Annotated in this window: 23 protein-coding genes; 16 read left to right on the top strand and 7 right to left on the bottom strand. The window is 72.0% G+C overall.

Features of this window, described 5'->3' with window-relative positions; genetic code table 11:
* Positions 1–112 precede the first annotated feature (112 nt).
* The 4 genes from ACFQE5_RS06915 to ACFQE5_RS06900 all read right to left on the bottom strand — a co-directional run bounded on the left by ACFQE5_RS06915 (position 113) and on the right by ACFQE5_RS06900 (position 4,092).
* Positions 113–1,015, bottom strand: coding sequence for a DUF559 domain-containing protein (locus tag ACFQE5_RS06915; protein WP_379583975.1), 903 nt, complete (start codon positions 1,013–1,015; stop codon positions 113–115).
* Between the two features lie 117 nt (positions 1,016–1,132).
* A complete protein-coding gene (locus ACFQE5_RS06910; protein ID WP_379583974.1) occupies positions 1,133–1,975 on the bottom strand; it encodes an NUDIX domain-containing protein in 843 nt (280 codons plus the stop codon).
* 100 nt (positions 1,976–2,075) lie between these two features.
* Positions 2,076–3,398: a sensor histidine kinase gene (locus tag ACFQE5_RS06905; RefSeq protein WP_379583973.1), complete on the bottom strand. Its 1,323-nt coding sequence runs from the start codon at positions 3,396–3,398 to the stop codon at positions 2,076–2,078.
* 10 nt (positions 3,399–3,408) lie between these two features.
* A complete protein-coding gene (locus tag ACFQE5_RS06900; protein WP_379583972.1) occupies positions 3,409–4,092 on the bottom strand; it encodes a response regulator transcription factor in 684 nt (227 codons plus the stop codon).
* A gap of 94 nt (positions 4,093–4,186) precedes the next feature.
* On the opposite strand from ACFQE5_RS06900, the gene ACFQE5_RS06895 reads away from it, so the two are divergent.
* The 4 genes from ACFQE5_RS06895 to ACFQE5_RS06880 are packed head-to-tail and all read left to right on the top strand — an operon-like array spanning position 4,187 to position 7,354.
* Positions 4,187–5,209: a LolA family protein gene (locus ACFQE5_RS06895; RefSeq protein ID WP_379583971.1), complete on the top strand. Its 1,023-nt coding sequence runs from the start codon at positions 4,187–4,189 to the stop codon at positions 5,207–5,209.
* Between the two features lie 29 nt (positions 5,210–5,238).
* Entirely contained in the window at positions 5,239–6,207 is a 969-nt protein-coding gene (locus tag ACFQE5_RS06890; protein ID WP_379584073.1) for an ABC transporter ATP-binding protein, read from the top strand.
* On the top strand, positions 6,204–7,019 hold the full coding sequence (locus ACFQE5_RS06885; RefSeq protein WP_379583970.1) for an ABC transporter permease: 816 nt from the start codon (positions 6,204–6,206) through the stop codon (positions 7,017–7,019). The genes ACFQE5_RS06890 and ACFQE5_RS06885 overlap by 4 nt, the downstream gene beginning before the upstream one ends.
* Before the next feature lie 38 nt (positions 7,020–7,057).
* Positions 7,058–7,354: a 4a-hydroxytetrahydrobiopterin dehydratase gene (locus ACFQE5_RS06880; RefSeq protein WP_379583969.1), complete on the top strand. Its 297-nt coding sequence runs from the start codon at positions 7,058–7,060 to the stop codon at positions 7,352–7,354.
* A 66-nt stretch (positions 7,355–7,420) separates the two neighbouring features.
* Here the strand turns inward: ACFQE5_RS06880 and ACFQE5_RS06875 are convergent, their stop codons facing one another.
* Complete coding sequence (locus tag ACFQE5_RS06875; RefSeq protein ID WP_379583968.1) at positions 7,421–8,209, bottom strand: carbon-nitrogen hydrolase family protein; 789 nt, start codon at positions 8,207–8,209, stop codon at positions 7,421–7,423.
* Between the two features lie 182 nt (positions 8,210–8,391).
* On the opposite strand from ACFQE5_RS06875, the gene ACFQE5_RS06870 reads away from it, so the two are divergent.
* From ACFQE5_RS06870 to ACFQE5_RS06835, 8 genes are all read left to right on the top strand, one after another.
* Positions 8,392–9,453, top strand: coding sequence for a 3-deoxy-7-phosphoheptulonate synthase (locus ACFQE5_RS06870; RefSeq protein WP_379583967.1), 1,062 nt, complete (start codon positions 8,392–8,394; stop codon positions 9,451–9,453).
* Positions 9,454–9,608: 155 nt separating this feature from the next.
* Positions 9,609–9,932, top strand: coding sequence for a hypothetical protein (locus ACFQE5_RS06865; RefSeq protein WP_379583966.1), 324 nt, complete (start codon positions 9,609–9,611; stop codon positions 9,930–9,932).
* Positions 9,933–10,019: 87 nt separating this feature from the next.
* Positions 10,020–10,463: a Fur family transcriptional regulator gene (locus ACFQE5_RS06860; RefSeq protein ID WP_379583965.1), complete on the top strand. Its 444-nt coding sequence runs from the start codon at positions 10,020–10,022 to the stop codon at positions 10,461–10,463.
* A 49-nt stretch (positions 10,464–10,512) separates the two neighbouring features.
* Positions 10,513–12,711: a catalase/peroxidase HPI gene (katG, locus tag ACFQE5_RS06855; protein ID WP_379583964.1), complete on the top strand. Its 2,199-nt coding sequence runs from the start codon at positions 10,513–10,515 to the stop codon at positions 12,709–12,711.
* 234 nt (positions 12,712–12,945) lie between these two features.
* Entirely contained in the window at positions 12,946–13,227 is a 282-nt protein-coding gene (locus ACFQE5_RS06850) for a DUF1490 family protein (protein WP_379583963.1), read from the top strand.
* 4 nt (positions 13,228–13,231) lie between these two features.
* Positions 13,232–15,379 (top strand): heavy metal translocating P-type ATPase, encoded by a 2,148-nt coding sequence (locus ACFQE5_RS06845; protein WP_379583962.1) that lies wholly within the window; start codon positions 13,232–13,234, stop codon positions 15,377–15,379.
* A 332-nt stretch (positions 15,380–15,711) separates the two neighbouring features.
* The gene (locus ACFQE5_RS06840; protein ID WP_379583961.1) at positions 15,712–16,929 is read left to right on the top strand and encodes a Fic family protein; all 1,218 of its coding nucleotides are present in this window, start codon (positions 15,712–15,714) and stop codon (positions 16,927–16,929) included.
* Between the two features lie 6 nt (positions 16,930–16,935).
* On the top strand, positions 16,936–17,301 hold the full coding sequence (locus ACFQE5_RS06835; RefSeq protein WP_379583960.1) for a hypothetical protein: 366 nt from the start codon (positions 16,936–16,938) through the stop codon (positions 17,299–17,301).
* On the opposite strand, the gene ychF is transcribed toward ACFQE5_RS06835, so the two are convergent.
* Positions 17,291–18,364, bottom strand: a complete 1,074-nt coding sequence (gene ychF, locus ACFQE5_RS06830) for a redox-regulated ATPase YchF (RefSeq protein ID WP_379583959.1) — start codon at positions 18,362–18,364, stop codon at positions 17,291–17,293. The two genes, ACFQE5_RS06835 and ychF, sit on opposite strands and share 11 nt — an antisense overlap.
* 171 nt (positions 18,365–18,535) lie before the next feature.
* Between ychF and ACFQE5_RS06825 the strand changes: the two genes are divergently transcribed.
* The 4 genes from ACFQE5_RS06825 to ACFQE5_RS06810 all read left to right on the top strand — a co-directional run bounded on the left by ACFQE5_RS06825 (position 18,536) and on the right by ACFQE5_RS06810 (position 23,012).
* Positions 18,536–20,068 carry an AlkA N-terminal domain-containing protein gene (locus tag ACFQE5_RS06825; protein WP_379583958.1) on the top strand — a complete coding sequence of 511 codons (1,533 nt, stop codon included), beginning with the start codon at positions 18,536–18,538 and terminating at the stop codon, positions 20,066–20,068.
* Positions 20,065–20,565: a methylated-DNA--[protein]-cysteine S-methyltransferase gene (locus ACFQE5_RS06820; RefSeq protein WP_379583957.1), complete on the top strand. Its 501-nt coding sequence runs from the start codon at positions 20,065–20,067 to the stop codon at positions 20,563–20,565. Before ACFQE5_RS06825 ends, ACFQE5_RS06820 begins: the two co-directional genes overlap by 4 nt.
* 156 nt (positions 20,566–20,721) lie before the next feature.
* On the top strand, positions 20,722–22,242 hold the full coding sequence (locus ACFQE5_RS06815; RefSeq protein WP_379583956.1) for a DNA recombination protein RmuC: 1,521 nt from the start codon (positions 20,722–20,724) through the stop codon (positions 22,240–22,242).
* The gene (locus tag ACFQE5_RS06810; RefSeq protein ID WP_379583955.1) at positions 22,239–23,012 is read left to right on the top strand and encodes a DUF6542 domain-containing protein; all 774 of its coding nucleotides are present in this window, start codon (positions 22,239–22,241) and stop codon (positions 23,010–23,012) included. Before ACFQE5_RS06815 ends, ACFQE5_RS06810 begins: the two co-directional genes overlap by 4 nt.
* On the opposite strand, the gene ACFQE5_RS06805 is transcribed toward ACFQE5_RS06810, so the two are convergent.
* The gene (locus tag ACFQE5_RS06805) at positions 22,942–23,901 is read right to left on the bottom strand and encodes a 4-hydroxy-3-methylbut-2-enyl diphosphate reductase (protein WP_379583954.1); all 960 of its coding nucleotides are present in this window, start codon (positions 23,899–23,901) and stop codon (positions 22,942–22,944) included. The two genes, ACFQE5_RS06810 and ACFQE5_RS06805, sit on opposite strands and share 71 nt — an antisense overlap.
* Positions 23,902–23,942: the final 41 nt, after the last annotated feature.

Below are 23,942 nucleotides of genomic sequence, written 5' to 3'. Positions count from 1 at the left end.
ACCTCCCCCAGCCAACCTCCCCCAGCCAACCTCCCCCAGCCAACCCTTCTCATGATCGGCGTTTGGGCGTCCCCGGCCGCGATCCCCGCGGCGGCCGGCTCCAGAACAACGATCATGGCCGACGGCGGGCGAGCCGTGGGACCACTCGTGCGGTTTCCACCTCGTGCCGAATCTCGGCGATCACCGTCCGCGGCCGCTCGACGAGGTCGTGCCACGTGTAGCGCAGCACCGTCCACCCCTGACGGACCAGCGCGTTCTGCCGCCGTTTGTCCCGTCCAGCTCGCGCGGCGTCCATATGCCAGGCCCAGCCGTCGACCTCGATCGCGACCCGGGCCAGTGGGAACGCAACGTCGATGACGAAGCCGCCCGTCCGGTAGCCGACCCGCCACCCCCTGATCCCGGCCTCCCGGAGCCTGCGGATCAGCAGCCGTTCGGCGACCGAAGCCGACCTGTCGGCGGCCGCGACCAGCAGCAATCCGGCGGTCGCCGAACCGTGCGCGCCGAGGTTGCGGCAGTAGGCGTCGTAGATCGCCGGAAACCGGATCCACCTCTGCAACGCCCGGTCGAGGAACGTGGCCCCGCCTGCCATCCCCATCTCGACAGCGGCCTCGAGAACGGTCAGCGGCCGGTCGGTCAGCGCGACCTCCCGGTGCTCAACCACATCCACCGGCTCCAGCGTCCGTCTGCGCACCGACACCCCGGGCCGCGACGCCGGGGAGCGCCGCCGCGGGACCGTCACCCCGACGACGAGCGGGGCACGTTCGACGAAGCCGTGCCACCACGCCGCAGCCACCCCGGACAGTACGGCGTCCGGTCCCGCCCAGAGCGCCGCCGCGCGGACCCGGCCCTCGTCGGTCAGCCGATGTCCCTCGGCGAGGTAGACGCGCGGATGCAGCGGCCGCCAGCGCCTGGTCGCGAGGCGGCGGTCCACGGCGTCCCGGGAGAGCCCGGCGGCCACAGCCTGCGCCCGCGAGATGACCCCGGCCTGGCGCAGCAGGTATGAGTTGATCGACATGCGCCTTCGACGGATCCGGATCCGCCCCGGTTCCATCCAATTTCGCCGATCTCACCATGATCAGCGATTCGGCGCCGGAAACCGCGTCAAGCGCGGCTGCCTGTGCTCAAACGCCGATCATGACCGGGAGGTGAGCTCCGCCGCGACGTCGTCCAGCACCGCGCGATCGGCGTCGACCCAGTCCAGGTCGGCGAGCTCGTGCGGGCCGACCCAGCGCACGTCCCGGTGCTCCAGCGGCCGCGGCTCCGGGGCACCGGGCACCGGAGCCGCCCGGTGCACCCGCAGCACACCGACGTCGATCGGCAGGTCCGTGCCCAGCCTGCCGTCCGGGCGCACGAGCGTCCCGAGCTCTTCGCGGCATTCGCGCACGACGGCGTCGGTCTCCGACTCGCCGGGCTCGACGCGCCCGCCCGGCAGCTCCCAACGGCCGGCCAGCGCGGCCGGCCGCGAACGCTGCGCGGCCAGCACCCGGCCGTTGCGCACGAGCGCGGTGGCCACCACGACAGGGGTCACCACCAGCGCGGCCGCCCGCTGGGTCAGCACGGCGGCGCGCGCGGCGAGCAGCCGGCGCACCAACGGGTGCACGATCGCGGCGTCGGCGATCCGCCCGAGCGCGCCACACCGCGGGTACCAGCGGATCTGATCGCACACCAGCGTGCCGCCGGGAGCCGGGCTCAGCGACGTGACGTGCTCGAGTTCGCGGACCGGCCCACGAACCAGCACCGAGGTCATCCCGGCCGGGGAGATCGCCACGATCCGAGTCGAGAGGCCGATCCGCAGGCCGGGACCGAGCCGGGCGTCGAGCTGGACCTCGTCGTCGACGGCGAGCAGTCGCGCGGGGGTGGTCAACCCGTGTCCGGCCCGGGCCAGGGCCTCCTCGGCGACCTCCGAGTCGCGCAGCCAGCCGGCCACCGTGCGCGGGGGGGCGGCGATGAGGGTCGACGACTGCAGCGCAGGCACACGGGAGATCGTCGCAGGGCCCAGAGCGGCCGGGCATCCCGACTCGGGCACGGGAATACCCCGACTCGCGCACGGAAATACCCCGACTCGCGGGGAAGGGCTACGGGGTGGGCCAGCGGACCTCGAGCCGGGCACCGCCGTCGGGTGCGGCGCCGGCCCGCACGGTCCCACCCCGGCCCTGCACCAGGGCGGCGACCAGCGCGAGCCCGAGGCCCGCGCCGCCGCCGGCCTCCGGGGCCAGCCGGGTGAAGCGGTCGAAGATGCGTTCCCGGTCGGGCTCCGGGATCCCCGGACCGTCGTCGTCGACCACGAGTCGTGCCCAGCGTCCGCCGGGCAGCACCCCGATCCGGACCACCGAGCGGGCGTACCGGCGGGCGTTGGCGAGGAGGTTGTCCAGGACCAGCGCGACCTCACCGGGGCTGGCCGCGGCGCTCGCGGGCGTCGGCGCCACCAGCTGCATCGCGGGTCCCGCGCCGTTGTCCGTGCGCTCCATCGCCGCGTGCGCCGCGGCCACCAGGTCGACCGGTTCCGGCGGCGGGCGCTGGCCGGCGTCCGCCCGGGCCAGCGCCAGCAGATCCGACAACAGCGCCGAGAGCCGCTGCGCCTCGGCCGCGATCGAACGGAGCGTCTCCTCGGCCAGCTCCGGGTCCGGGTGCACGACGGCGACCTCGGCCTGCGCCCGGATCGCGGCCACCGGCGAGCGCAGCTCATGGGCGGCATCGCCGGTGAACCGCTCGAGGCGGGCCACCGCCTCGTCGCGCCGGGCCAGCAGCAAGTTGATCTCGCTGGCCAGCGCGTACAGCTCGTCGCGCGCGACCGGCATCGGCAGCCGCTCGCCCGGCGGCAACGCGGCGGCCGCGACCCGCATCCGGTCGACCGGCCGCAGCGCCGCTCGGATCGCCACCCAGGCCGCGAACGCGATGATCGCCGCCACCACCAGGGCTCCGATCAGGAACCCGGCCGCGGTCCGGCCCAGCAGGGCGGTGCCGCCGACCAGGTCCCCCGAGGCCGCCACCAGCCGCATCGACCCGTCCGGAAGGATCGCCGGGACGGCGAGCCAGCGCAGCGCGGTGCCGTGCCGGAACTCGGTGACCGGCTCCCCCGCCGCGAGCGCCCGCAGCTCGTGGGCACGCAGCGGGACCGGCCCGCGGTCGTCGACCGGGGCGCCCGCGGTGTCGAGCACCCGGATCGACGGCGCCACCGCGTCGGCCGGGGTGCCCGCCTGGATCTGTTCGGCGGCGGTCCGGGCCTGCACGCGCAGCTCGACGTCGGCCGCGCCGAGCAGCGCCGAGGCCAGCAGCCCCACCGCCAGCCTGCTGAGCGCGAGCACGGCGACCAGCGCCACCACGCCGACGACGACCGTGATCCGGGACCGCAGCGTCCGGCGGGCCCACCAGCCGCGCAGCCGACCCCCGAAGATCATGGAAACGCGTTCACGCCGAGCCGACCAGATACCCGTGGCCGCGCACCGTACGCAGCACATGGCCGGCACCGACGGCCTCGAGCTTGCGCCGCAGGTAGCCCACGTAGACCTCGACGACGTTGCGGCTCGCGGCCTGTTCGTCGCCCCACACCAGGCGCAGCAGATCGTCCTTGGCCACCGCGGTGTCCGGGCGGACGGCCAGCGCGTGCAGCAGGGCGAACTCCCGCGGGGAGAGTTCGACGGGCTTGCCGTCCCACGACACCGCCCGCGCCGCCGGATCGATGACGAGCCGCCCCAGCTTCACCCGTTGCCCGACCCGGCCCAGCGCGGTGTCGCGGCGGCGCAGCACGGCGCGCAACTGCGCCACCAGCACGAGGAAGGAGAACGGTTTGACGAGGTAGCCGTCGGCGCCGAGGTCGAGACCGTCGGCCTGGTCGATCTCACCGTCCTTGGCCGAGATCAGCAACACCGGGGTGTCGACGCCCGCGGCGCGCAGCTGTTCGAGCACGCGGTAGCCGGACAGCCCGGGAAGGATGATGTCGAGGAGAATGGCATCGAAGCTGCCGGTCAGCGCCGCACGCAGGGCCGAGGGCCCGTCGCCGACCGCGACGACCTCCATGCCCTCGGCGGTGAGCCCACGGCGCAGCGCGATCCGCACCCCGGGCTCGTCGTCCACCACCAGCACGCGCTCCATCGCCGACGACGCTACTGGTCGGCGGGCCGGTCCCGGGACCGTCGGCGGCGCCCGGCTCAGAGGACTCTCAGCCAGGATGCGTCAGGCTGTGCACATGGGCTTGGGACGCAGGGGATGGACCAGGATCGGGCTGGGCGTCGCGGCGGCCGGCGCCGTCGGGGTGGGGCTACTCGTGGCACCCGCGGGGGCGGGAGCGGCGCCACAGCTGCCCCCGGTCACCGCGGAGGAGCTCATCAGTTCGATGTTGACGGCCGAACCGGGCCCGTTCAACGGGACGGTGCAGCTGGACAACCGGCTCGGCCTGCCCGCGTTGCCGCAGCTCCCCCAGGCCGCGAACGGCATCAGCACCGCCCGGGTGTGGGTGGCCGGCGACCGCAAGGCCCGGGTCTCGCTGCCCACCGCTCAGGACGAACGGACGGTGGTGGCCGACGGCACCACGGTGTGGTCCTGGAACTCGGCGGACCGCACGGTGACGAAGGCGCCGGAACCCAGCACGTCGAAGCACGCGCCGACCGACCCGACCGCGGCCGCCACGGCGGTCGTCGGGCATCTGCGCGCGACGAGCACGGTCGACGTCGACGGGACGGCCGAGGTCGCCGGTCGACCGGCCTACGAGCTCGTCCTGGCCCCCTTGCCGACCGAGCGAACGCTGCTGCGGGAGGTGCGGGTCGCCGTCGATGCCGAGAAGCGGGTGCCGCTGGAGCTGACGGTGCTGACCACCGGCTCCCCGGATCCCGCGGTGCGGCTCGGTTTCACCGACCTGACGTTCGGCCCTCAGGAGCCGTCACTGTTCACCTTCACCCCGCCGCCCGGGGCGACGGTGCGGGAGGCGCCCGGGGCGACGGCGCGGGAGGCGCCCGCTCATCCCGAGGGCACCGGCCCCGGGGCGGCGGAGCCCACGGTCGTCGGTGACGGCTGGGACACCGTGGTCATCGCCGCGGTACCCACCGGTGACCGCACGTCCGAGCTCGCGGCCCTCGGCAAACCGGTGAGCGGTCCGTGGGGCAGCGGGCACGAGTTCACCACCGCGGTCGGGACCGCGATCCTCACCGACGACGGCCGGATCGCGGCGGGTGCCGTGCCCGGGCAGGTGCTGACCGAAGCACTGGCCAAGTGACTCCCGGGCCCGAGGACTCGGCCGTGGCCATGGCCGGATCCGGCGACGCCCAGCCGCGGTTCGTGGCGGCCGGTCCGGGCGAGTCGCCCGCGGCGCGGGTACGCGGGTTGCGGAAGGTCTTCGGGCGCACCGTCGCCGTCGACCGGATCGACCTGGATGTACCTACGGGTTCCGTGTTCGGCATGTTGGGCCCCAACGGTTCGGGGAAGACCACCCTGATCCGGACGCTGCTCGGGCTCACCCGCCCGAGCGCCGGGACCGTGCAGCTGCTCGGCCATCCGGTGCCGGACGCCGCGGCGGCCGCGCTGCCGTTCGTCGGAGCGCTCGTGGAGGGGCCGGGGTTCCATCCGTTCCTGTCCGGCCGGGAGAACCTGCGCCGCGGCGCCGCCGCCGAGCCCCTGCTGTCCGGCCGGGAGATCTCGGCCGCGGTGGAGACGGCCCTGGAGCGGGTCGGGCTGACCGACGCCGCGGGCCGGCGCTACCGCGGCTACTCCCTGGGGATGAAGCAACGACTCGGGCTGGCCGCCGTGCTGCTCGTGCCGCGGCGGCTGGTCGTCCTCGACGAACCGACCAACGGCCTCGACCCGGCGGGCACCCGCGACGTCCGGCGGATCATCGCCGAGCTGCATGCGAGTGGGGCGACGGTGCTCGTGTCGTCGCATCTGCTGGCCGAGGTCGAGGCGACGTGCACCCACGTCGCGGTGCTGCAGGCCGGTTCGGTCGTCGCCGCGGGCGAGCTGTCGCGGCTCCTCGAGGCCGACACGTCCGGGCTCGTGATCACGACCCCGGACATCGACGACGCCCTGCGCGCCCTGCGCGGGGCCGGTGCGACGGCCTTTCTCGAGGGCCGCGACGCGATCGTCGTCGCCGACGGCGGCCCGCCCGCCCCGGAGGTCATCGCGCTGCTGGTGCGCGCGGGCGTCGAGGTGCACGAGGCCCGTCGGCGCCGCCCGCGCCTCGAGGAAGTGTTCGCCCGTTTGACCGAGGACACCCCATGATCTCGACCGCGCCGCTGGGACGTCTGCTTGCGGCCGAGGCGCGCTGGGTGCTGTTGCGCCCCCGGACGCTGGTGATGCTGGGCCTGTTCGCGCTGATCCCGGTGGTCATCGCGATCGGGGTGGTGGCGGCAGGCGGACCCGGTCGGGGGCTGATCGGCGCGGTCGCCGGGAACGGCCTGGTGCTGCCGGTCGCCGCGATGACCCTGTCGCTGACCCTGCTGCTCCCCCTGGCCGTGGCCATGGCCGCGGCCGACGCGATCGCCGGCGAGGCCGCCCACGGCACGCTGCGCGGGCTGCTGCTGGCCCCGGTGGGGCGGCTGCGGCTGGTCGGCATGAAGGCGTTCGGTGTGCTGGTCGTGGCGGTGCTGGCCACGGGCGCGATCGCGGTGGTCGGGGTGCTCGCCGGGCTCGTGGTGGTCGGCGGGGCGGACGGACAGCTGGTCACGCTGTCCGGGACGACGATCGGGCTCGGCACGGCGATGGGCCGGGTGGCGCTGGTCGCCGCGTGGACCGTCGGGCAGCTCGCCGCGGTCGGCGCCGTGGCGCTGGCGATCTCGGCGGTCACCGAGCATCCGCTCATCGTCCTCGCCTCGGTGCTGGGTGGGCTGATCCTCTTCGGGGTCCTCGGTGCGATCCCGGCACTCGAGTTCCTGGAGCCGTACCTGCTCACCTCGGGTTGGATGGCGGGTGCCGACGCGCTGCGCGATCCGCTGCCGCTGGGTGGGATGGCCGAGAGCACCCTGCGGGCACTGGGCTATGCCGCTGTCGGCGGCGGCCTGACCGTGGCCCTGATGCTGCGCCGGGACGCCTGAGGGCTGCGTCGCGAGCCGGAAAGCGACAGGATGCCCGCATGGCAGAGCTTCTCGATGACGCCGCCGTCGCCGCCGCGCTCGACCGGCTGCCGGGCTGGGAGCGCGACGGCAACAGCCTGGTCCGGACCTCGAAGCTGCCCAGCTTCCGCGCGGCGATCACCGTGGTGGACCGGGTCGCCGAGATCGCCGAGCAGGCAGATCACCATCCGGACATCGACATCCGGTGGCGCACCCTGACGTTCCGGCTGTCCACGCATTCGGCCGGCGGACTCACCGAGAAGGACCTCGGGCTCGCCCAGCGCATCGGCGAGCAGCTCGCCGAGGCGGGCGGATGAGCCGAGGCCTCCCGCGCGTCATGGAGCCGTGACGCGGTCGGGGGTGAGGTCCGGGAACCGCGCGCTCTACAGCTTGCGGTTGGCCAGCACTCCGGTGCGCTCCCGGGCCTCGGCAGCACGGTCGAGGTCGAGGTCCGCCACCAGCATCCCGGGCCCCGCGCCCAGCTGGTCGACGACCTCACCGTACGGATCGGCGACCATGCTCGCTCCGATCCCGTTGGGTGCCTTGCCCGGGTCGCGGCCGACGGTCGTCGGGTCGGCCTGGTCGCAGGCGGCGACGTACATTCCGCCGTCCAGCGCCCTGGCCCGCACCAGCACGTCCCACTGCGCACGCTTGCCGGGCCCGGCACCCCACGACGCCGGCAGCACCGCCAGCTCCGCACCGCGCACCGCCAGTTCCTGGAACAGTGCGGGGAAGCGCACGTCGTAGCAGGTGGTGAGGCCGACCATGCGCCCGTCGACGTCGACGACGACCGGTTCGGTGCCCGGCGCGACGGTGTCGGACTCGGCGAACCCGAACGCGTCGTAGAGGTGGATCTTGTCGTAGGACGCCTCGACCCCGCGGCCGGTGACCAGCAGCGTGTTGTGCACCCGCCCCTCACCGGCCGGGGTGAACATCCCGGCCACGACGGTGATCCCGGCCGTGTGCGCCTCGCCGCGCACCGCGGTGGCCCACGGCCCGTCCAGCGGTTCGGCGACCGGGCCGAGCGGGACCCCGAACCGGCACATCGCGGCTTCGGGGAACACCACCAACCGGGCGCCGGCCGCGGCGGCCGATCGGATGGAGTCGGCGACGAGGTCGAGGTTGGTCTTGGGGTCGGCCGAGGAGACGATCTGGGCAAGAGCGATCCGCACGGGCCCACCGTAGGTGGCATCCGCTATCGTGGGCCACGTGCAGCGTTGGTACTGGTTTGGACGCCCGGCCCGGGACGGGTCGGCGGGCGATCCGCTGCGCTGACCATCCGCCCCGAGCCGGACGACGAGCCGGCTCGGCGCGACGACGGCGGGGCGGCCCGGTCCTGAGAGGACTTCCGACCATGGCCCTGACCGCCATCCCCGCCCTCGATGATCGCCGCACCACGCGGATCAGCCCGCTGCTGTCCCCCGCGCTGCTGCGCCACGAACTCCCCGTCGACGACGCCGTCGCCGACACGGTCACCCACTCCCGCACCGAGGTCGTGGACATCCTGAACGGGCGGGACGACCGGCTGCTCGTCGTCGTCGGGCCCTGCTCGATCCACGACCCCGACGCCGCGCTCGACTACGCGCGCCGGCTCGCGAACCACGCCGAACGGGTATCCGGACAGCTGCGCGTCGTGATGCGCACCTACTTCGAGAAGCCCCGTTCGACCGTCGGCTGGAAGGGCCTGATCAACGACCCCGATCTGGACGAGACGTTCCAGGTCAACAAGGGGCTGCGGCTCGCCCGCAGGCTCCTGCTCGACATCTGTGGGCTGGGGCTGCCCGTCGGCTGTGAGTTCCTCGACCCGATCACCCCGCAGTTCATCGCCGACGTGGTGACCTGGGGGTCCATCGGCGCCCGCACCGCCGCCAGCCAGGTCCACCGGCAGCTGTGCAGCGCGCTGTCCATGCCCGTCGGGATCAAGAACTCGACCGAGGGCGACGTCCAGGTCGCGGTCGACGGGGCTCGGGCCGCGTCCGCGCCGCATGTGTTCATGGGGATCAACGCCGACGGGCTGGCCGCGCTGGTGAGCACCACCGGCAACCCGGACTGTCACGTCATCCTGCGCGGCGGGGCGGCGGGACCGAACTACGACGCGCCGAGGGTCGCGGACACGATGGGGCTGCTGCGGGCCGCCCAGCTGCCGGAACGGGTCATCGTCGACGCCAGCCACGGCAACAGCGGCAAGGACCACACTCGTCAGCCCGGCGTCGTGCGCGATCTCGCCGCCCGCATCGCGGCCGGGGAACGCGGCATCGTCGGGATCATGATGGAGAGCTTCCTGGTGGCCGGACGGCAGGATCTCGGGCCCGCCATGACCCGCGGCCAGAGCATTACCGACGCCTGCCTGGACTGGGACACCACCGCGGCCCTGCTCGATGAGCTCGCCGACGCCGTCCGCGCCCGGCGCCACTGACCGTCGAGGGTGCAGCACCCTCGGCTGCGGCTCGGACGGGTTCGCGTATCCGATGAGGCCCCTGTGTCAAGAACGAACACTTCCCCACCCCGCGGCCCGGCCAGAATGGCGCGGGAAACGGGGACAGTCAGACCCGCTGGTGCGGGCCGATCACCTTGGGGGACGCAGTGTACTTCCGGATCACCGCCGACTCGGCCGAACTCGTGGACCCGCAGGACCTCACGTCCTTCTCCGCGGTCTGCCCGGCGGATCTGGGCCCCGACGAGCTCGCCGCGAGCGTGCGGCGCGCCGATCTCGGCGAGCTCCTGCCCGGTGACGGCCATCTCATGGTGCCGGTGGACACCATCCGGCGGATGGCCGCCGAGCGGGTTGGACCGAGCTGGCCGGACGAGCTCGCGAAAATGATCGACTACGCTGCGCGCAAAGGCTGGACGAACGACGACGGCACCCGGGTGCGGGCCCATATCGAACGGCGCTGACCGATCGATCCCCGGCCGAGCATCGGTCGAGGGCCGACGACACACTGATTCTTGATTGGTTCAAGAAAGTACGCCACACTTCCGCGCGTGCCAACGGCTTCGGACTTCGAGCGCATGTTGCGCGGGGCTGCTCTTCGTGTGACGCGTCCTCGGGTAGCAGTGCTGTCCGCGGTGCACGACCATCCGCACGCCGACACGGACTCTGTGATCCGGGTCGTGCGTGAGGACCTCGGTGAGGTGTCCCACCAGGCCGTGTACGACGTGCTGCGCGCGTTGACCACCGCAGGTCTGGTACGGCGCATCCAGCCGCTGGGCTCCGTGGCGCGCTACGAGGCTCGGGTCGGGGACAACCATCACCACGTCGTGTGTCGGTCGTGCGGTGCCATCGCCGATGTCGACTGCGCCGTCGGCACCACCCCCTGCTTGACCGCGTCCGAGGACCACGGCTTCGCGATCGACGAGGCCGAGGTCATCTACTGGGGCCTGTGTCCCGACTGCACTACCCCCGCAGTTCCTGAGCACACCCTCTGATCCTGGAAGGACTCCCGTGTCTGACAGCCCTGACACCGTTGTCGGTGAGATGAACGATGGGAACACGGGCGGATGCCCTGTCGCGGCCGGGCGCTTCAAGCACCCGACCGAGGGCGGCGGCAACCGTGACTGGTGGCCGAACCAGCTCAACCTGACGATCCTGCGCAAGCACCCCGCCGTGGCCAACCCCATGGGCGAGGAGTTCGACTACGCCGCGGAGTTCAGCAGCCTGGACCTCGACGCCCTGGCCAGGGACGTCGACGAGGTGCTCACGACGTCGCAGGACTGGTGGCCCGCCGACTTCGGTCACTACGGGCCACTCATGATCCGGATGGCGTGGCACAGCGCCGGGACGTACCGCATCGACGACGGCCGCGGCGGTGCCGGCGCCGGCATGCAGCGGTTCGCCCCGCTGAACAGCTGGCCCGACAACGGCAACCTCGACAAGGCTCGCCGCCTGCTCTGGCCGGTGAAGAAGAAGTACGGCCGCAAGATCTCGTGGGCCGACCTGATGATCTTCGCGGGCAACCGCGCCCTGGAGACGATGGGCTTCAAGACCTTCGGCTTCGCGGGCGGCCGCGCGGACGTCTGGGAGCCGGACGAGGACGTGTACTGGGGCCCCGAGCGCACCTGGCTCGGCGACGAGCGCTACACCGGCAACCGGGAGCTCGAGAACCCGCTGGCCGCCGTGCAGATGGGTCTCATCTATGTCAACCCGGAGGGCCCGAACGGCAACCCGGACCCGCTGGCCGCGGCCCGGGACATCCGCGAGACCTTCCGCCGGATGGCGATGAACGACGAGGAGACCGTCGCGCTGATCGCGGGCGGGCACACGTTCGGCAAGGCCCACGGCGCGGCCGATCCCGACCGGTACGTCGGCCCCGAGCCCGAGGGTGCCCCCCTCGAGGAGCAGGGCCTCGGCTGGCGGAACACCTTCGGCAGCGGCAAGGGCCGGGACGCGATCACCAGCGGCCTCGAGGTCACCTGGACGCCCACGCCGACGAAGTGGGACAACAGCTTCTTCGAGACCCTGTTCGGCTACGAGTGGGAGCTGACCAAGAGCCCCGCCGGGGCCCACCAGTGGCAGCCCAAGGACGGCGCCGGGGCCAACACCGTGCCGGACCCGGAGAATGGCTCGCCGAGCCGTCCGCCCACGATGCTGACGACGGACCTCTCGCTGCGCTTCGACCCGATCTACGAGCCGATTTCCCGGCGGTTCCTGGAGAACCCGGACGAGTTCGCGGACGCGTTCGCCCGGGCGTGGTTCAAGCTGACGCACCGCGACATGGGCCCGATCCAGCGTTACCTCGGTCCGCTGGTCCCGCAGGAGACGCTGATCTGGCAGGACCCCGTCCCGGCGGTGGACCACGAGCTGGTCGACGCCGACGACGTCGCCGCCCTCAAGAGCCAGATCCTCGCCTCGGGGCTGTCGGTCGCCCAGCTCGTCTCCACCGCGTGGGCGTCGGCCTCGACGTTCCGCGGCAGCGACAAGCGCGGCGGGGCGAACGGGGCGCGCATCCGCCTCGAGCCCCAGCGGGGCTGGGAGGTCAACGAGCCCGACACGCTGGGGACCGTGCTGCGCACCCTGGAGAGCATCCAGGCGTCCTTCAACGGCTCCCAGTCCGGCGGCAAGAAGGTCTCGCTCGCCGACCTCATCGTGCTCGGCGGGTGCGCCGCCGTCGAGCAGGCCGCCAAGACCGCCGGACACGACGTCCAGGTGCCCTTCACCCCGGGCCGCACGGACGCGTCGCAGGAGCAGACCGACGCGGAGTCCTTCGCCCCGCTCGAGCCGGTGGTGGACGGGTTCCGCAACTACCGCGGCAAGGGCAACCGGCTGCCGTCGGAGTACCTGCTGCTCGACCGCGCGAACCTGCTCACCCTGAGCGCGCCCGAGATGACGGTCCTCGTGGGCGGCCTGCGTGTCCTGGGCGCGAACCACAAGCAGTCCTCGCTGGGTGTGCTCACCTCGACCCCCGGGTCGCTGACCAACGACTTCTTCGCGAACCTGCTCGACATGGGCACGACGTGGACGGCGACGTCCGAGGACGCGGAGACCTTCGAGGGTCGTGACGCCTCGGGTTCGGTCCGGTGGACCGGCAGCCGCGTCGACCTCGTCTTCGGCTCGAACTCCGAGCTGCGTGCGATCGCGGAGGTCTACGCGAGCGACGACGCGCAGGAGAAGTTCGTGCGCGACTTCGTGGCGGCGTGGGACAAGGTCATGAACCTCGACCGGTTCGACGTGGCCTGATCCCGATGTCCAGGCCGGCCGCTCGGCGGCCGGCCTGGACATCCCCGTCCGGCGTTCATCTCGTTCGGGCCCGCCACCGGCCGCACCCCGACGGGACGCATCGCTCGTCGGCTTCGGTGAGCTGCCCGGGCGGGCTGTCGGCCTGGCCCTGTCGGCGTCGGGGGCGAGGTCGCCGACCGCGCCTCCCGGATACTGTCCGTAGACTCTCCATGACGCCAACCGAAGGGGAACGCGATGGTACTGGGCGGTGTGGTCGCCAAGGCGGCCGGTCTCGTCGGTAGCGGCCTGGTGGGTGCGGCGGCGTACGACGGCGTGAAACGGATCGCACGGTCCGGTGTTGTACGCAGCGCGGCGGTGACCGTGACCTCGTGGGGTCTGCGCGGGGCACGGGCCGCGGAGACCGGCGCGGAGCGGGCCCGGCTCATGAGCGCGGACATCGTCAGCGAGGCGCGAGCGAGGATCGGCGAGGAGGCACCCGTACCGGGGGCCTCGACCGGTCACGACCACGAGCACTGAGCAGGTGGCGGCCCCGGAGGTCCTGTCCGACGCCGCGGGACGGGTCCGGTTCGCCGTTCCCGAGCTGACCGGCCAGGTGTCGCTGTGCGTCGCCGTGGAGGACGCGGTCGACGCGGTCGGCGGAGTCCGGCAGGTGCACGCCTACCCGCGGACCGGCAGCGTCGTCGTCTGGTACGACGCGACCCATTGCGACCGCGGCGACCTGCTCGAGGCCCTGGGCAAGGGCCTGGGCGCGGACCCGGAGGCCACCGCCGAACGCACCCCCCGCTCGGCCGACGTCAGCAACGGTGACCTGGTCCGGCTGGTGATCGGTGGGGTCGCGCTGGCCCTCCTGGGGTTCCGCCGTTACGGTCTGCGCCGCCCCCCGGTGCTGGGCCCGACCAGCCGCACCGTCGCGACCGGCGTCACGATCTTCACCGGCTACCCGTTCCTGCGCGGGGCGCTGCGCTCGGTGACCGGCGGCCGGGGCGCGGGTACGGATGCACTGGTTTCCGCGGCGACCGTGGCCTCGCTGGTGCTGCGGGAGAACGTCGTCGCACTGACGGTGCTCTGGCTCCTCAACATCGGCGAGTACCTGCAGGACCTCACCCTGCGCCGCTCGCGGCGCGCCATCTCCGAACTGCTCACCGGTGCGCAGACCCGCACCTGGACGCGGCTGGCCGACGGCACCGAGATCGAGGTCGACATCGACTCGGTGGGGCTCGGCGACGAGGTCGTGGTGCACGAGCACGTCGTGCTGCCGGTCGACGGGGAGGTCATCGAGGGCGACGGCGTGGTCGACCAGGCTGCGATCACCGGCGAACAGCTGCCCGTCTCGGTGGGCCCGGGCGTCCGGCTGCACGCCGGCTCGGTGCTGCTGCGCGGCCGGATCGTGGTCCGCGCCACCGCCGTCGGCGGCGACACCGCGATCGGTCGGATCATCGACCGCGTCGAGTCCGCCCAGTCCGACCGCGCCCCGATCCAGACCGTCGGGGAGACCTTCTCCCGCCGCTTTGTCCCCGCCTCCTTCGCGCTCTCGGCGCTGACCCTGATGGTCACCCGGGACGTCCGGCGGGCGATGACGATGCTGCTGGTGGCCTGCCCCTGCGCGGTCGGGCTCTCGACCCCCACCGCGATCAGCGCCGCCATCGGCAACGGCGCCCGCCGCGGGATCCTGATCAAGGGCGGGGCCCACCTCGAGGCGGTGGGGCGGGTCGACGCGATCGTCGTCGACAAGACCGGCACCCTGACCCTGGGTCGGCCGGTTGTCACCAACGTGATCTCGCTCGACGACGACTGGTCGCCGGAGCAGGTGCTCGCCTACGCGGCGAGCTCGGAGATCCACTCCCGGCACCCGCTGGCGCAGGCCGTGATCCGCTCCACCGAGGAGCGCCGGATCGAGATCCCGCCGCACGAGGAGTGCGAGGTCATCCTCGGCCAGGGCATGCGCGTGCAGTCCGACGGACGCACGCTGCTGATCGGCAGCCGTGAGCTGCTGCGCAAGCAGAAGGTCCCGGTCAGCCGCGTTGCCTCCAGCTGGGTCACGAAGCTGCGCAAGGCCACCGAGACACCGCTGCTGCTCGCCGTCGACGGCCGCCTCGTCGGACTGGTCTCGCTGCGCGACACCGTGCGCACCGAGTCCCGCGAGGTACTCGACGCTCTGCGTGCCGACGGCGTGCGCCGCATCGTGCTGCTCACCGGCGACCACCCGAACACCGCGGCCGCCGTCGCCGCCGAGCTGGGTATCACCGAGTACCGCGCCCAGGTCATGCCCGAGGAGAAGCAGGACGTCGTGCGAGCCCTCCAGGCCGAGGGCCACACCGTCGCCATGATCGGCGACGGCACGAACGATGCCCCCGCCCTCGCGCTGGCCGACGTCGGCATCGCCATGGGGGTCGGTGGCACCGATGTCGCCGTGGAGACCGCCGACATCGCTCTGGCCGGCGACGACCTGCGCACCCTGCTCGCCCTGCGCGACCTGGGCCGTCGCACGATCACCCTCATCCGGGAGAACTACGGCATGTCCATCGCGGTCAACGCGGCCGGGCTCGCCGTCTCGGCCGCCGGAGTCCTCTCGCCGGTGGTCGCGGCGATCCTGCACAACGCCTCCAGCGTCGCGGTGGTCGGCAACAGCTCTCGGCTGATCCGCTATCGGATGGCGCGGACGAGCTGAGATAGTCCCCGGCTACCCGTTGCCCGGAACGAATCCGCAGGTGCCGCCGACCTGCGGCGATACGCCCGCACCCGAGCCCGCCCGGCGAGGGCGCACGTTCGTCCGTATGTTCGACTTGCTTCGACCTTCACAGCTTGTCTGAACTTGCATGCTGATGATGGCTCCAGCTCGCAAGGATCATGTCTGCCAACCGCCACTTCCGTGACACAGACAGCGCCTGCGTTGCACATGACTGACACACATCGGCAGACCCGCCCGACAGGAGCATGTCACTCAAGTTAGTGATGACTGACATCGTCGTCATGTGTGACATCTGCCGCTAGACTGAAATGATGAACCTCGATGCATTCGCGGACAACGCTCCAGGCAGCCTGGTCGAGATAAATGGAACAGACCCCCGACGCGGTGAGTGGACTCACATGGCATTCGTTCCAGACCCACTTCCGACAGAGTCTCCCGACCTGACGGGAGCGACTTATCGAGCAGTAGCAGATGCGCGTGCCGCCCTTGCCGCGCTCGACAGCACTGCCCGTCGGCTGCCGAACCCTCGTCTATTTCGCCGCCCCTCACTGCGAGCAGAGGCGCAGAGCACTTCAGCTCTTGAAGGAACGTATGCTCCACTTGCCGAAGTACTTACGGCTGACGAAGATCGACCGCAGAGCGTAGATATGCGCGAAGTCCTGAACTACGTCGTGATGGCCGAGAGTGCCTTCAAATGGGTCGAGCAGGGCCGACCATTGACTGTCAACATGCTGGAGCAGCTTCAGCAAATCCTCGTGCACCGGACCAAGGCGGAGGGCACATCGTCGGGAAAAGTACGCGGCCATCAAGTTGTCATAGGACAGCGCAGCGATGCACGACTCAGCGACTTGCCCGTCCATGCCGCACGTTTCGTTCCCTCCCCTCCAGGGCTGGATCTCCAGGCGAACCTCCGAGACCTACTCGAATGGATGGCAGACAAGGAAACTGGCCGACACATGGATCCAGTCGTTGCGGCAGCACTCGCCCACTACCAGTTCGAGACATTGCATCCGTTCAACGACGGAAACGGGCGAATCGGCCGAATGCTGATCGTCATCCACCTCTTTGAGCAAGGTACCCTGCTGGAGCCGACATTGACCGTCTCACCGTGGTTCGAGGCGCGACGCGGCGAATACTACGACCACCTGTTCGCCGTCAGCACGGAAGCAGCCTGGGATCCGTACGTGAGATTCTTTGCGGAAGGCCTGGAGGCCTCCGCCCAGAGGACCCACGACCGAATGATCGCCCTAGTTGAGGTACAGTCCAACATGAAGGACCGCGTTCGGAAGTCGAAGCTTCGAGCAGACACGGCATATTCTCTTGTAGACTTTGCAGTCTCCAACATCTCATTTACGGTCCGGACTGTTCAAAGAGAGCTGGAACTCTCTTACGGTCGCGCAAACAGTCTCGTCGGACAGCTCGTGGAAATAGGCGTGATAGCCCCGTTAGGCATTGAATCCGGAGGGACCCGAAAATTCTATGCACCGGAGGTCTACAACGTGCTACTCGGCAAGGAGACAGACCAATAGCCTGTCGTGCTCCCGAGCCAGAGTAACCAACCGCGCGCTGCGCGGGGACCGGCCGGAGGGCGCAGCTTCGCGTGGCGGCGCCGGGGCCGCCGTGACCTCGCGAATCGCGACTTCCGGTCGTTCATCGCCCTCTGCGGCTTCGCGGGGCTTCGACTCGGCGAGGCTGCGGCCGTCCGATGCGCCCTCGGCCACACCAGCGCGACCGTCACCCTCAACCCCTACGCGCACCTATGGCCGACCGCCGAGGACCGCACCCGCGCCGCCGCAGCGGCCATGCTGGGCCAGGTCGTCGCGCCCGCTGACGAACCGCTGGCGAACGACGACGCCGCGCAGCCCGCTGACCAGCTGAAACAGGACCCGATCAGACGTTGAACCGGAACTCGACCACGTCGCCGTCGACCATGACGTAGTCCTTGCCCTCCATCCGCACCTTGCCCGCCGCCTTGGCCGCGGCCATCGACCCGGCCTCGACCAGGTCGTCGAACGAGACGACCTCGGCCTTGATGAAGCCGCGCTCGAAGTCGGAGTGGATCACCCCGGCGGCCTGCGGGGCCGTGGCACCCTTCGGGATCGTCCAGGCCCGGGCCTCCTTCGGCCCCGCGGTGAGATAGGTCTGCAGGCCGAGGGTGTGGAACCCGGCGCGGGCCAGCGCGTGCAAGCCCGGCTCGTCCTGGCCGATCGACTCCAGCAGCTCGCGCATCGACTCCTCGTCGAGCTCCAGCAGCTCGGCCTCGACCTTGGCGTCGAGGAACACCGCGTCGGCCGGCGCGACCAGCTCGGCGAGCTCCTTGCGGCGGGTGTGATCGGCGAGCACGGCCTCATCGACGTTGAAGACGTAGAGGAACGGCTTGGTGGTGAGCAGCGACAGCTCGCGCAGCGGGGCGCGGTCGACACCCGCCGCGAACAGGGTCCGGCCCGAGTTCAGGATCTCGACGGCGGCCTCGGCCGCCTCGAGCGCGGGGCGCCGGTCCTTGTGGGTGCGCGCCTCCTTCTGCAGCCGGGGCAGCGCCTTCTCCAGCGTCTGCAGGTCGGCGAGGATCAGCTCGGTCGCCACCGTCTCGATATCGGAGGCGGGGTCGACGCGACCCTCGACGTGCACCACGTCGGGGTCGTCGAACACCCGCACGACCTGGCAGATCGCGTCGGACTCGCGGATGTTCGCGAGGAACTTGTTGCCCAGCCCGGCGCCCTCGGACGCGCCCTTGACGATGCCCGCGATATCCACGAACGACACCGTCGCCGGGACGGTGCGGGACGAGCCGAAGATCTCGGCGAGCCGGTCCAGCCGCGGGTCGGGCAGCGGCACGACGCCGACGTTCGGTTCGATCGTCGCGAACGGGTAGTTGGCGGCCAGCACGTCGTTGCGGGTCAGCGCGTTGAACAGGGTCGACTTGCCGACGTTGGGCAGACCGACGATGCCGAGGGTGAGGGACACGCCGCACCAGGGTAGTCGCGTACGACCGAGCGCGATCGGGCCGGGCGCCGACGACATCCGGGGCCCCGACCCGATCATGTGCTCGCGGCGGCATCCGCCGGAGCCGAACCCGCACCAGCGGCGTCCGATTTCCGCCAGAGCGGGATCCGGCCGGGTGGCAGCATCGGTCTCGTGCTCGACCAGGAACGCTGCTACCGCGCCGTCGCCTCGCGCGACTCGCGCTTCGACGGGCTGTTCATCACGGCCGTGCGCACCACCGGGATCTACTGCCGACCGTCCTGCCCGGCGACCACGCCCAAGCGGGCCAACGTCGAGTTCCTACCGACGGCGGGCGCCGCCCAGCTTCGCGGGTACCGGGCCTGCCGGCGCTGCCGACCCGACGCCGTCCCCGGTTCGCCGGACTGGAACAGCCGGGCCGACCTCGCCGGGCGTGCCATGCGACTGATCGCCGACGGCGTCGTCGAGCGGGACGGGGTCAGCGGCCTCGCCGCCCGTCTGGGCTACTCCGAGCGCCACCTCAACCGCGTGCTCACCGCGGAACTGGGCGCCGGCCCGCTCGCCCTGGCCCGGGCCCATCGAGCGCATACCGCCCGGCTGCTCATCGAGACCACCCCGCTTCAGATGGCGGACATCGCGTTCGCGGCGGGTTTCGCGAGCGTGCGCCAGTTCAACGACACCGTCCGCGAGGTCTACGGGGTGGCGCCGACGAGCCTGCGCGCGGAGGCGGGACGACGCCGCGGTGCGGCCCCGGCCACAGCAGGCACGCTCGTTCTGCGGCTGCCGTACCGGACCCCCTTCGACGCCGCCGGGCTGCTCGGCTTCTTCGCCGCCAGAGCGCTCGACCGGGTCGAGTCGGTCGCGAACGGGACCTATCGACGCACCCTGCGGCTGCCGCACGGTCCCGCGACGGTCGCGCTCTCGCCGGTGCGGGCCAACGCACGCCGTCCCAACGGGCGCTCCGCCGACGCCTCGCGGGGCGGCCACCTCACCGCGACCCTGCGGCTGGCCGATCCCCGCGATCTGGGGCCCGCGGTGGCCCGGCTTCGCCGCTTGTTCGACCTCGACGCCGACCCCGTCGCCGTCGACGAGGTGCTCGGCGCGGATCCGGCGCTGGCGCAGGCGGTCGCCGCGGTGCCCGGCATCCGGTTGCCGGGCAGTGTGGACGGCGTCGAGCAGGCGATACGGGCCATGCTGGGCCAGCAGGTCTCGGTCGCGGCGGCCCGCACCACCTCGTCCCGGCTGGCCGCCGCGCTCGGTGAACGGCTCCCGGCGGGGCTCGCCGGGGACGGGCCGGACCTGCTGTTCCCCACCGCGGAGGCCATCGCCGAGCACGCCGCCGAGGTGCTCACCGGACCGGCGCGGCGGACCGCCGCCGTGCTCGGGCTGGCCAGGGCCCTGGCGGACGGAACCCTCGTGCTCGACGTCGCCCGCGATCCCGCCGAACTGCACGCCACCCTCACCGCGCTGCCCGGCATCGGGCCATGGACCGCGGGCTACCTGTCCATGCGATTGCTCGGCACGCCCGACGAGTTGCTCGCGAGTGACATCGCGGTCCGCCGCGGTGCCCGCGCGCTCGGCATCTCATCCGATATGGACGCTCTCACGCGGCACGCGCAGCGCTGGCGCCCTTGGCGGTCGTACGCCGCCACCCATCTCTGGCGCATCGCCGCCACCACACCCCGGAACGGGAGGACAGCGTCATGACCAGCTGGTCCACATGTGACACCCCCATCGGCCCGTTCACGGCCGTCCTCGACGACGACGGTGCCGTGCTCGCCTCCGGCTGGACCGCCGAACTGGCGGAGCTGCTGGCGCTGATACACCCCACGCTGCGGCCGAGATCGCCGCGGCACCGGAACGATCTGGGTCCGGTGAGCGCGGCGATCCGCGGCTACCACACGGGAGATCTGTTCGCGGTGGACGCGATCGGCGTGCGGCAGCGGTCGGGCGAGTTCCTGGAGCACGCCTGGGAGGTGCTGCGCACGGTGCCCGCGGGCAGCCCCGTGACCTACACCGAGTACGCCGCCAAGGCGGGCCGGCCCGCCGCGATCCGCGCCGCCGCCGCGGCATGCGCCCGCAATGCCACCGCACTGTTCGTTCCGTGCCACCGGGTCCTGCGCCTGGACGGGACGCTCGGCGGGTTCCGCTGGGGCCTGGACGTCAAGCGCTGGCTACTGGACCACGAGGCCGCGGCCGCCTGACCGCCACGGCTCGACCGCGCCCCGGTCCACGTCGAACGGTTGCATCGATCATTCGTTCGGCCGGTCGGCGCCCCGGAGGCGCCGTTGGCCGGACACCCGGTCGGGTGTCCGGCGTGGCTGGCCCGATCTGTCGGACCCCGGGTGCACAGTGTCGGCGTGGATCTCGTCGCCGGACTGAACATGCTGCTCATCGGTCTGTTGATCGGGCTGGCCGTGGGGACGGGCCTGGCGTGGCTGTTACTCAGCGCCCGCCATCGCGCCGCCACCGCCGAGGCCGCCCAGCGGGTGGCCGACGTGTCGGCGTCCGCGCGGGCCGATGCGGCCGCGCTGCGCGCTGAGCGGACCGGGCTCCTGGAGCGGATCGAGGACCTGTCCGAGCAGGTCGAGCGGGCCACCGAGCGGCTGCGCCGGGCGGAGTCAGAGGCCGCGGCCTCGGCCGCGGCGCTGCGCACCGAACGGGACGCGAGCGCCGCCCGCGAGGAGCTGCTCACCCGGCGCGACGAGGAGCTCAAGCAGGCGTTCCAGGCGCTCTCGGCGGATGCGTTGGCGCGCAACAACGAGCAGTTCGTCGCCCTCGCCGAGGGCCGGATCAAGGAAGCCACCGCGGCGATCGCCGCCAAGGCCGAGGGCGACGCCACCGCCCGGGCGCAGGCCATCAGCAACCTGCTCGACCCGATGACGGCCACGCTGGCCCGCGTCGAAGGGCAGCTGCGCACCGTGGAGAAGGATCGGGAGTCCGCCTACGCCGGGCTGCGCGAACAGGTCACGGCGATGCACCGCAGCTCTGAACAGCTGCAGAACGAGACGAAGCAGCTGGTCAACGCGCTGCGGGCACCGCAGGTCCGCGGCCGCTGGGGCGAACTGCAGCTCGAGCGGATCGTGCAGCTCGCCGGGATGGTCGAGCACTGTGACTTCTCCACCCAGGTGAGCGCGCAGGGAGACGACGGCGGCATCCGGCCCGACATGGTCGTGCACCTCGCGGGCGGCAAGCGAATCGTCGTCGACGCGAAGGTCCCGTTCGCGGCGTACCTGGAGGCCGTGGAGAGCCGCGACGTGGGCGAGCACAAGGAACGGTTGAGCGCGCACGCCCGTCAGCTGCGCCACCACGTCGACGCACTCTCGGCCAAGTCATACTGGGCCGCCTTCGACCCGTCGCCGGAGTTCGTCGTGCTGTTCGTCCCGGGCGACCCATTCCTGGAGGCCGCCTTGCAGGCCGACCCGTCGCTGCTCGAGCACGCGTTCTCCCGCAACGTCGTCGTGGCCACACCCACCACGCTGATCGCGCTGCTGCGCACCGTCGCCTACAGCTGGCGGCAGGAGGCACTCGCGCGCAACGCCGCGCAGGTACATCAACTCGGCAAGGAGCTGCACAGCAGGCTCGCCACGATGGGCAGTCACGTCGCCAAGCTCGGGCGAAGCCTCGACACGGCCGTCGCCAGTTACAACCAGACGGTGGCGTCGCTGGAGTCCCGGGTGCTCGTCACGGCCCGCAAGCTCACCGAACTCAAGGTGGCCGACGACGAACTCGTCACCCCCGGTCAGGTCGAGCGCGCGCCGCGGACCGTCGCGGCGCCCGAGCTGGTGGCTTCCGCCGCCGACTCGCTCGTCGCGTTGGACGAGCTCGGCCGCGAACCGGTCACGGATGTCGAGGAGTCACGGACTACCGTGAACGGGTGACCGCGCCCCGGAGTACCGCACCAGGGCAGAAGCGGCCGCCGGCCTCCGGCGGCCGGTGGCCGATGCTTGAGCGCTCCGCGCTCGCCACCGTGCTGGGCGTCCCGCCGCTGGCCGCGGTCGGGACCGCCCTGGCGTTCACGACGCTCGGCGTCCTCATCGACATTCTGCGCATCGGCACCGTCGGCCTGGTGTTCACGATCTGCTACTTCACCGGCTGCGTGCTGGCGGTCGCCTGGGTGCGCCGTCGCAGCCTGTTCGCCCCGGTCGTTCAGCCGCCCCTGCTCATCGCCACCGTGGTCCCCGTCGTCGTGTGGCTGGTCGGCGCTCCGGGCCCCGGCGCCGGGATCGCGGAGCGGCTGCTGCTGGTCGGGGCACCAATGATCAACTCGTTCCCGATGATGGCGACGACGACGGCGGTCGTGGCGGCGATCGCGGTCGCGCGGATCCTGTTGCAGCGCATCGACGTGCAGCGCCTCGACGATTCCCGCCCCGAACGTCCCCGGCACACCGCCGGTGCGGATGCGGATCGCCCCGTCACCCCACGCCCGGCCCGCACGCGCCGCACCCAGCCCGCACGCCGGACCGAACCCGGGGACGCCGCCGAGGGCCGCGGCTCCACCCGCGGCACGACGACCGGGCGCAGCCGCGCGGCGCCGGCCCGCGACGAGCTGCGGGCCGCGAAGCGCGACTCCGCCGGGACTATCGACCGGCGCGGCTCGGCCGGAGCTCGCGGGGCAGGGCGAACGTCAAGGTCTCCTCGGCGGTATTGATCTCCTCGACGTCGGCCCAGCCGCGCTGGGCGAGGAAATCGAGCACCCCCTGAACGAGAATTTCGGGAACGGACGCACCACTTGTCAGCCCGATCACCTCGACGCCCTCGAGCCACGACTCGTCGATCTCCCGGGCGAAGTCGATGAGATGGGCCGCCCCGGCGCCCGCCGACAGCGCGACCTCGACCAGCCGGACCGAGTTCGAGGAGTTCGGCGAACCCACCACAAGGACCAGATCGCAGCTGGGCGCCATCGCCTTCACCGCGACCTGCCGGTTCTGGGTTGCGTAACAGATGTCGTCGCTGGGCGGGTCCTGCAGCGTGGGGAAACGTTCCCGCAGCGCGCGGACCGTTTCCATCGTCTCGTCGACGCTCAGCGTGGTCTGCGACAACCACACCACCTTGTCCGGGTCGCGGACCGTCACCTTCGCGACGTCCTCTGCGGACTCGACGAGCTGAATATGTGCCGGCGCCTCGCCCGCGGTTCCCTCGACCTCCTCGTGTCCGCGATGGCCGACGAGCAAAATGTCGTAGTCCTCGCGGGCGAATCGCTTCGCCTCACCGTGAACCTTGGTGACCAGCGGACACGTTGCATCGATGGTGCGCAGCGCTCGCTCGCGTGCCTGGTCCCGCACCGCGGGTGAGACACCATGCGCGGAGAACACCAGCAACGCGCCCTCGGGTACGTCGTCGGCCTCGTCCACGAAGATCGCGCCCCGCTCGGTCAGCGTCTCGACGACGTGCCGGTTGTGCACGATCTGCTTGCGCACGTAGACGGGCGAGCCATGCTGCTGCAGGGCCCGCTCCACGGCCTCGACGGCCCGGTCGACTCCGGCGCAGTAACCCCGTGGCTTGGCCAGCAGGACGCGCTTGTTCTCCGATCCGGACATGAGCCCAGGGTACGGCCGGGCGCGACGTCCCCGCCGGGGGC

This window comes from Pseudonocardia hispaniensis, from assembly GCF_042658695.1.
Lineage (GTDB): Bacteria > Actinomycetota > Actinomycetes > Mycobacteriales > Pseudonocardiaceae > Pseudonocardia > Pseudonocardia hispaniensis.
Note: the sequence above shows the minus strand (reverse complement) of the source record. Positions and strands in the feature narration are given on the sequence as shown.

Bases quoted from the DNA above. Each gene is read 5' to 3' on its own strand.
- ACFQE5_RS06870 (WP_379583967.1), top strand. From the start codon at position 8,392: ATGGCCCTGACCGCCATCCCCGCCCTCGATGATCGCCGCACCACGCGG.
- ACFQE5_RS06900 (WP_379583972.1), bottom strand. From the start codon at position 4,092: ATGGAGCGCGTGCTGGTGGTGGACGACGAGCCCGGGGTGCGGATCGCG.
- ACFQE5_RS06880 (WP_379583969.1), top strand. From the start codon at position 7,058: ATGGCAGAGCTTCTCGATGACGCCGCCGTCGCCGCCGCGCTCGACCGG.
- ACFQE5_RS06840 (WP_379583961.1), top strand. From the start codon at position 15,712: ATGAACCTCGATGCATTCGCGGACAACGCTCCAGGCAGCCTGGTCGAG.
- ACFQE5_RS06915 (WP_379583975.1), bottom strand. From the start codon at position 1,015: ATGTCGATCAACTCATACCTGCTGCGCCAGGCCGGGGTCATCTCGCGG.
- ACFQE5_RS06890 (WP_379584073.1), top strand. From the start codon at position 5,239: ATGGCCGGATCCGGCGACGCCCAGCCGCGGTTCGTGGCGGCCGGTCCG.
- ACFQE5_RS06905 (WP_379583973.1), bottom strand. From the start codon at position 3,398: ATGATCTTCGGGGGTCGGCTGCGCGGCTGGTGGGCCCGCCGGACGCTG.
- ACFQE5_RS06895 (WP_379583971.1), top strand. From the start codon at position 4,187: ATGGGCTTGGGACGCAGGGGATGGACCAGGATCGGGCTGGGCGTCGCG.
- katG (WP_379583964.1), top strand. From the start codon at position 10,513: ATGAACGATGGGAACACGGGCGGATGCCCTGTCGCGGCCGGGCGCTTC.
- ACFQE5_RS06820 (WP_379583957.1), top strand. From the start codon at position 20,065: ATGACCAGCTGGTCCACATGTGACACCCCCATCGGCCCGTTCACGGCC.
- ACFQE5_RS06850 (WP_379583963.1), top strand. From the start codon at position 12,946: ATGGTACTGGGCGGTGTGGTCGCCAAGGCGGCCGGTCTCGTCGGTAGC.
- ACFQE5_RS06805 (WP_379583954.1), bottom strand. From the start codon at position 23,901: ATGTCCGGATCGGAGAACAAGCGCGTCCTGCTGGCCAAGCCACGGGGT.
- ACFQE5_RS06885 (WP_379583970.1), top strand. From the start codon at position 6,204: ATGATCTCGACCGCGCCGCTGGGACGTCTGCTTGCGGCCGAGGCGCGC.